Source organism: Sphingobium algorifonticola, assembly GCF_004005485.1.
Taxonomy (GTDB): Bacteria; Pseudomonadota; Alphaproteobacteria; order Sphingomonadales; family Sphingomonadaceae; genus Sphingobium; species Sphingobium algorifonticola.
The window spans coordinates 22,102-28,101 of sequence record NZ_RZUL01000013.1; the positions used below are offsets into that span (position 1 = coordinate 22,102).

At 65.8% G+C, this 6,000-nt stretch carries 4 protein-coding genes and 1 tRNA gene; 4 read left to right on the top strand and 1 reads right to left on the bottom strand.

The window, feature by feature from the left end; translation table 11 throughout:
- The first annotated feature begins 157 nt into the window (after positions 1-157).
- Together ENE74_RS17005 and ENE74_RS17010 are read left to right on the top strand one after the other, a co-directional pair.
- Positions 158-250, top strand: a tRNA-Ser gene (locus ENE74_RS17005).
- A gap of 180 nt (positions 251-430) precedes the next feature.
- Positions 431-1,612 (top strand): tyrosine-type recombinase/integrase, encoded by a 1,182-nt coding sequence (locus ENE74_RS17010; protein WP_127692070.1) that lies wholly within the window; start codon positions 431-433, stop codon positions 1,610-1,612.
- A 46-nt stretch (positions 1,613-1,658) separates the two neighbouring features.
- Here ENE74_RS17010 and ENE74_RS17015 read toward each other — a convergent pair whose 3' ends face one another.
- Positions 1,659-2,327, bottom strand: coding sequence for a lytic transglycosylase domain-containing protein (locus ENE74_RS17015; protein ID WP_127692076.1), 669 nt, complete (start codon positions 2,325-2,327; stop codon positions 1,659-1,661).
- Between the two features lie 123 nt (positions 2,328-2,450).
- On the opposite strand from ENE74_RS17015, the gene ENE74_RS17020 reads away from it, so the two are divergent.
- Both ENE74_RS17020 and ENE74_RS17025 read left to right on the top strand, forming a co-directional pair.
- Positions 2,451-3,347: a DUF7146 domain-containing protein gene (locus ENE74_RS17020; protein ID WP_127692071.1), complete on the top strand. Its 897-nt coding sequence runs from the start codon at positions 2,451-2,453 to the stop codon at positions 3,345-3,347.
- A 72-nt stretch (positions 3,348-3,419) separates the two neighbouring features.
- Positions 3,420-5,891, top strand: a complete 2,472-nt coding sequence (locus ENE74_RS17025) for a strawberry notch-like NTP hydrolase domain-containing protein (RefSeq protein WP_127692072.1) — start codon at positions 3,420-3,422, stop codon at positions 5,889-5,891.
- Positions 5,892-6,000: the final 109 nt, after the last annotated feature.

Genomic DNA, 6,000 nt, shown 5'->3' on the forward strand with positions numbered 1-6,000 from the left:
GGGTCGCCAGGGCCGTCGCTGGCGTCAGGCGCAGCGCGAACCGCGAAACAGCCGCGCGCGGAAAATTGCGCGATGCCGTTGCCATGGCCAGCGGCCCCCGCTATAGCCCGACGCTCGATAAGCCCAAGGGCGCCACCGGCGTTCTTTCGAGCCATGCGGAGACGTGGGTGAGTGGCTGAAACCAACGGTTTGCTAAACCGTCGTAGGGGTAAATCCCTTACCGAGGGTTCGAATCCCTCCGTCTCCGCCAGGATTGCTTCCGCAAGCATCCGCAAACTTCCATAAAAGTCCCGGATTTCAGCGGATTACTCGTCCGCAAGCGTCTCCTCTCGACCGGTTTCCGCTGCCCGCATCCGCACAAAAATGTGGGCGGAAGTGTGGGCGTAAGGTATGAGTGTGGGCGTAAACTCCCAATCGAGTGGGTGTAGCCATGGGCAAGCTGACTGCTAACGAGGTGAAGGCGGCGCTGGGGAGGCCAGGAACCTACCAGGATGGCGATGGGCTGATTCTCAAGGTGGACCGCCGTGGAGGCGCGGCATGGCGGCTACGCATCCAACACCAGGGCAAAAGAAGCGATATAGGCTTGGGCAGTGCAAAGCTCGTGTCCCTCGCGAGCGCACGGGCGAAGGCCGCCGAAGCGCGCAAAGCGATTCGCGAGGACGGGCGCGATCTGCTAGCCGAGAAGCGCAAGTCCAAGGCGGAGGCCGTCACCTTCCGCGAAGCCGCGTTGGCGCTTCACAAGGCCCGCGAGCATCAATGGGCCAGCAGCAAGCACGGCGGTCAATGGCTCGCCACGCTTGAAACGTACGCCTTTCCCACGCTCGGCAAGAAGCCGGTCGGGGACATTACAGCCGGCGACATCATCGCAGCCATCGCCGAGGTGTGGACGGCAAAGCCGGAGACAGGCCGCCGCGTTCGCCAGAGGATATGCGCCGTGCTCGATTACGCGCACGCGCGCGGCTGGCGGGCGACCGAAGCCCCGGCCCGATCGCTGGCGGCGGGCAAGGGCCTGCCCAGACAGCCGCACGGCAGGAACCACGCGTCCATGCCTTACGACGAACTGCCCATGTTCCTGACGCGGCTCCGCGCCAGCGGCGGCGTGTGGGGGCGGCTCGCGCTGGAGTTCACGATCCTGACGGCCGCGCGCAGCCAGGAAGTCCGGCTGGCGACATGGGACGAGTTCGACACCGAGAACGGCCTGTGGACCGTTCCCGCCGGGCACATGAAGATGAAGCGCGAGCATCTCGTTCCGCTCTCGCCACAAGCGCTGGCGGTGCTGAAAAGTGCGATGGCCGTGCGGCTCGACGGGACCGATCTCGTCTTCCCTGGCACGAACGGTCCGATGTCGGACATGACCCTGCTCGGCGTGCTGCGCCGAATGAAGGAGCCGTTCACGGCCCACGGCTTCCGCTCCTCGTTCCGCACATGGGTGGCGGAGAAGACCAGCTTCCCCGGTGAGGTCGCCGAAGCCGCGCTCGCGCACCAGAACCCCAACGAGGTCGAGCGCGCCTATCAGCGCGGTGCGATGCTGGAGAAGCGGCGCAAGCTGATGGAGGTCTGGGGCGCCTATTGTGACGGCGGAGGGGGCAAGGTGATCCCCACCAAGCAATGAGCGGCGCCGGGGCTATCGAGCCTCCCATCGCTTGCTGAACGGCAAGTCACGGACGCCAGCGGCGAAGCACATCACGCACGTAGGCAGGCGTCTCGTCATTCAGCGGAATCCCGCCCGCGCGCTCGACCGCGCCAGGTCCCGCGTTGTACGCGGCGAGCGCCATGTGCACCGTCCCGAAGCGGTCCAGCATTTGCCGGAGGTAACGGGCGGCGCCGGCCAAGTTTGACAGTGGGTCGAAGCGGTTGGAGACCCCCAATTCCTTCGCCGTGCCCGGCATCAACTGCCCCAGCCCCGCGGCACCCGCCCGGCTGATGGCAAAGGGATTGTAGCGGGATTCGGTCCAGATCAGCGCGTCGAGCAGCCCGGCCGGCAGACCGAACCTCGCCTCGGCGGCGTACACATGCGGAAGATATGCTGCGCGACGAAAGCCATTGGACCCAGCAAGCCCCCTCGGCTTTCCGCTTTCCTGCCCCCGCATACCGTCCGACGCTGAGGTGATCTGGGAGGGCACCGAGGCTTGCACCGCACTCGCCGCCGGCACTTCCCAAACTCCGTGCTCCACAAGTTGAAATCCGTCGGCCGTCTGCGCCAGCCGATAGCCCTGGCGCTGTTCGTCAGCGGCGGCCGCCACGGCCCCCGATTGAGCTTGTGCCTGACCGTGCGCCGGCATTCCCACAACCACTCCGATGGCGATCGATACAACTCTTAGGATCATCTCGCTCAATTCCCTGTCTGGGCCGACGAGAGAGAACATATAGAGAACATAAGTTGTAGGAAAACGCATCGGAGCGGGCGCGGAGAGGAGGTCGCGCTGGGGAGGCATGAAAGAGGAGAAATCATGCCCCAAAGCCATCAATCGGAGCGTCTCGAGCGCCGCGCGCGGGAGATCGTCGACAGTCTTGGCGGAACTTGGCGTCGCAACCGCGGGATGTGCCGTTGCCCTGCGCACGACGACTGCACCCCGTCGTTGAGCGTGAGCCTCGGCCAGTGCGCCATTCTGTTCCATTGTTTCGCCGGCTGCGCGAGGGCCGAGATCATATCGGCTCTCGGACGCCGGGGCGTTCGCACCCGCGAGCTGTTCGATGGTTCGGGCGGGCCACTGCAGGAACTCGTCCGAGAGGAGACCGCCGACCGCAATGCCGTCCGGCTATGGCGCGGGGCCGTTGCACTCAAAGGCAGTGCGGCGGAGGCCTATCTCGCGAAGCGTGGCGTGACCCAGCTTTCACCGGATCTGCGCTTTCACCGGAGAACACCGCTCGGCCCTCGCGGAGCAGTTCGGTTCCTGCCGGCAATGCTGGCCGCAGTCCGCACCGACCTTGGGGTGATCGCTGTGCATCGCACGTTCCTTGATCCGGCTGAGGCTCGGCTCGCGGACTTCGAGCGGCCCAAGCGCGCGCTGGGCAGTCTCCAGAACGGCGCTGTGCGCCTTACTGCGCCGCGGGATGGACGGCTGGGTTTGGCGGAGGGAATCGAGACCGCCCTGTCGGCCATGCAGATATTCGGCGTCCCTTGCTGGGCCACCCTCGGCAATGAGCGCTTCGGCTTGGTGGCGATCCCTGAAAGCGTCCGCGAGCTTCACCTTTTCGTGGACAACGATCGGGGTGGGGACCTGGCCGAGGAGCGCGGCCGCGAAGCCTATCGACAGGAGGGCCGGCGTATCCTCGCGAAGCGACCCGCCAATCTCGACACCGACTGGAATGACGTTCTACTCGAACGGGCGGTCGCCGCTCCCTGAACCGGCTCAGAGGAGAGGGTGCCTTGGCCTGATCGAGGCCGCAACGCGTGAAGGGCCTCGTCAGGAGGTCCTATGGCACACTCATCCCCCGCATTTGCCTTCCCCGATCGCAGCGAGCCAATGGTATTGTCCGCCGCCCGCGAGGTTCAGCGCCTCGTCGAGGCGGCCGAGACGGTCTCTCGCGCGCGCCTCAACAGCGTCCTCAATCGTGAATTCGGCGGCAGCGATGCCGATGGTCGCTGGTCGGTGCGCGATGCCCATGCCGTGCTCGAACTCGCCCAGGTGCTGTGGTTGCGCGATAGCGCAGGTCTCCCCTTGGGATCATCGATGCGCGAAGCCGAGGCGGTGTTCGCGCAGCTTGAGACGTTGCTGCCAAATCAAACCGTCCGCAGCGAAGAGCAGATCGAGCTGCAACAGTTTGCGACGCCGCCGCGCATCGCTTGGCTCCTCGCCCGAGCCTGCGCGCTCCAGGGCGGCGAGACGGTGCTCGAACCGTCGGCCGGGACGGGGATGCTGGCGGTCTGGGCTGCGAACGCCGATGCGCGCCTGATCCTCAACGAGATATCGCCGCTCCGCCGCGATTGCCTCGGCTGCCTGTTCCCGGACGCAGCGGTGACCGCGCACGACGCCGAGCTCATCGACGAGTTACTCGACCCTTCCCAGGTGCCCACGGCGGGTCTCATCAACCCACCCTATTCGCATGGGGTGGAGCGCGGGCGCGACGGGCATACGGGGGCGCGGCATCTGCGCTCGGCCTGGAAGCGGCTCGCCACGGGTGGCCGTCTGGCCGCCGTCATGCCCGAGTGGTTCGACGTGCATCGGTTCCTCGACGCCGCGCTGGGACCGATCACTCTGCACCTCAACGTCGCGGTGGAGCGCGGTTTCGTGAGGCACGGCACCTCGATCACCACCCGCCTCGTCGTGCTCGACAAGGTCGAGGACGGGCCAGCGCCAGTCATAGCACGAACCAGCGACTTCGACGCGCTTTGCGATCTCGTCGATGCCGTCCCAACGCGAGCCAGGCCGCTTCCGGCGAGGCCTGCCACGTTTATGACCGCGCTCGCCCCGATGCGGCTCGCTGGGCTGGCGACCAAGCCGCGCCCGTTGCAGCCCAAGATGCCGGTAACAGCAGCTTCCAGCGAACCCTGCGCATACACGGCACTCGACGCGCCGGCTCCGATCGCCGAACAGGTCGGCCATTACCTGCCGTATCGGCCGAGCCGGATCGTCATTCCCGGTGCGGTCGATCACCCAACGCCGCTCGTCGAGTCCGTTGCGATGGGCTCGCTAACGGCGCCGATCCCGACCGAGGTTCCGCACCTGCCGGCAGGGGCCGTTTCTAAAGGGCTGCTCTCGGCGGCGCAGGCTGAAACCCTGATCTATGCCGTCACGGCACACGCGCGCGACCTCCCCGGCAGCTTTGTTCCGCAGGACAAGGGCTGCTCGCTCGCACCAAGTCCTGACGGCGCCCCCTACCGCATGGGTTATTTCCTTGGCGACGGGACCGGAGCCGGAAAGGGACGTCAGGTCGCAAGCGTGATTCTGGACCGCTGGCTGCGCGGAGAACGGCGTCACATTTGGATTTCGAAAAACGAGGCGTTGCTCGAGGATGCGCGTCGGGACTGGTCCGCTCTCGGCGGTCTCCCGATCGACATCCAGCCGCTAGGCCAGTGGAAGCTCGGCCAGCAGGTTACGATGGGCGAAGGCATCCTGTTCGTCACCTATCCCACGCTGCGCTCGGGAAGATCGGACGCCACGCGCCTCGACCAGATCCTCGAATGGGCCGGCGATGGCTTTGACGGGGTGATCGTCTTCGACGAGGCCCACGCGATGGCCAACGCCGCCGGCGGCGAAGGATCGCGCGGCCGCGTCAAAGGCTCGGAGCAGGGCATCGCCGGGGTGCGCCTGCAAAACATGCTGCCTCGCGCTCGCGTCCTTTACGCGTCGGCGACCGGTGCTTCCGACGTCAACAATCTCGCCTATGCGACGCGGCTGGGGCTCTGGGGACCGGAGACGGCATTCGCTAACCGCGAAGCGTTCGTGAGCGACATCCGCGAAGGTGGGATCGCCGCGATGGAGCTGGTCGCCCGTGACCTCAAATCGCTCGGCCTGTACACCGCTCGCGCGCTCTCCTTCGTCGGCGTCGAATACGAGATCCTCGAGCACCAGCTCACCCCGGAGCAGATCTCGGTCTACGATGCCTACGCCGAAGCTTGGGCGATCATTCACGCCAACCTGCGCGAAGCGCTCGAAGCCACGCGGATCGTCGATGCGGACAACGGCGACACGCTCAACAGCGGCGCCAAGTCCGCGGCTCTGTCGATATTCGAGGGGACCAAGCAGCGCTTCTTCGCCCAGCTCCTCCTGTCGATGAAGCTGCCCAGCCTGCTGCCCGCCATCGATGAAGCGCTCGCTGAGGGACAGGCCGTCGTCGTTCAATTGGTTTCGACGGCCGAGGCTATGCTCGACCGGCGCTTGGCCGACCTGTCGGATGAGGAGCGAGAGGCGCTCGAAATCGATCTGTCGCCCCGCGAATTCCTGTAATGTTGAGCTCAACATTACACATATTCTTTGCAGTCGCAGTTTATGTCGAGCGTGGTGGCGGGAGGCGCAGGTTTCCTTCGGTTTCCCATGATTTCACTCCAGATAATTA

Excerpts from the sequence above, each read along its gene's own strand:
- ENE74_RS17020 (WP_127692071.1), top strand. The coding sequence starts at position 2,451 with ATGCCCCAAAGCCATCAATCGGAGCGTCTCGAGCGCCGCGCGCGGGAG.
- ENE74_RS17010 (WP_127692070.1), top strand. The coding sequence starts at position 431 with ATGGGCAAGCTGACTGCTAACGAGGTGAAGGCGGCGCTGGGGAGGCCA.
- ENE74_RS17025 (WP_127692072.1), top strand. The coding sequence starts at position 3,420 with ATGGCACACTCATCCCCCGCATTTGCCTTCCCCGATCGCAGCGAGCCA.
- ENE74_RS17015 (WP_127692076.1), bottom strand. The coding sequence starts at position 2,327 with ATGATCCTAAGAGTTGTATCGATCGCCATCGGAGTGGTTGTGGGAATG.